This window comes from Andreprevotia chitinilytica DSM 18519, from assembly GCF_000711875.1.
In the GTDB taxonomy this organism is placed as follows: Bacteria; Pseudomonadota; Gammaproteobacteria; order Burkholderiales; family Chitinibacteraceae; genus Andreprevotia; species Andreprevotia chitinilytica.
This window is the reverse complement of record NZ_JONM01000063.1, coordinates 1-1,103: the sequence shown is the minus strand read 5'-3', so window position 1 is coordinate 1,103 and position 1,103 is coordinate 1. Positions and strand designations below refer to the sequence as shown.

The following is a 1,103-nucleotide window of genomic DNA, read 5'->3' as shown; positions in this document are numbered from 1 at the left end:
GAGGATCAGCTGATCCAGCGCGCTTTGCGGCAGGTTCACGCCGTTGACGACGGCGAAGGTGCCTGCCGGCAGCGGTTTATCGGCCGCGCTGGCGGTGCTGGCCAGAAGACCCAGACCGAGCAGCAGGCTGGTGGCGTAACGTCGGGTTGCTTGCATGAATTCCGATTCCATAAAAAAACTCGTAGGTTGGGCTGAGTGAAACGAAGCCCAACAATGACCTGAACAACACGCGCTGCCGTGTGTGGCATCGCGATTGTTGGGCTTCGCTTCGCTCAACCCAACCTACAGCGCTGATTCATTCCCCCCTTCCTCGAAGGGGGGTTAGGGGGGATTTCGACGCCGCTTGTGTCCCCAGCAGCCATCCCTTACTTCGCAGCGGAAACAGCAACATCATTTCGAATTCCAACGTCGCAGAAATCCCCCCTGCCCCCCTTCAAGGAAGGGGGGAACAACTAAACACGCCTGCTAAAAACTCATCGATACATTGGCCTGAAACACCGTCTGCTTCGGGCCGAGCACCACCGGCTGCGACAAACCGCGGCCAAGCTGTAGATCACCGTTCAGCACACCGCCACCACGCCGGGCCACCCAACGCAGGCCGAGGCCGCTGCCGATGATGTGCTGGCTGCCGTCGCCGGCCAGCAGCGTGGTGCGGCCGCCATCGAAGAAGAAATACGGTTCGACGTGCAAGCTGGCCTCGCCCATGGGCAGGTCGGGCACATCGGCCAGATACAGCTCGTTGCGCACATAGCCACCCTTGTCGCCACTGATGCCGCCTTGCGAGAAGCCACGCACCGAATCGGTGCCGCCGGCAAAAATCTGCTGCGAGCTGAACAGGCCAACATGCGCCCATTGCCAGGAGAAGTTGCCGCGATAGGCGACCATGCGCGGGCCGACCTTGCCGAGCATCACGCTCAGGCTGCCGTTCACGTCGAGCTTGTGGAACTGGCTGTGGGCATCCTGCTGGTTGAGGTTTTGCGGGTCCTGGCTGGCGCCGAGCGCGCGCATGCCCCGGCTGGCGCCGCCTTCGAGCGTCCAGTAGCCGGTGATGTCGCCGCTCTGGAAGCGCTCGAACTGGTTGAGCGCCACGCGCAGCACGGTCA

Annotated in this window: 1 protein-coding gene; it reads right to left on the bottom strand. The window is 62.5% G+C overall.

Annotation, left to right across the window (positions count from 1 at the left end; all coding sequences use genetic code 11):
* Window positions 1-465: 465 nt before the first annotated feature.
* Window positions 466-1,103: ShlB/FhaC/HecB family hemolysin secretion/activation protein (locus BR41_RS24780; protein WP_035061522.1), on the bottom strand; the 638-nt coding region annotated here is incomplete at its 5' end.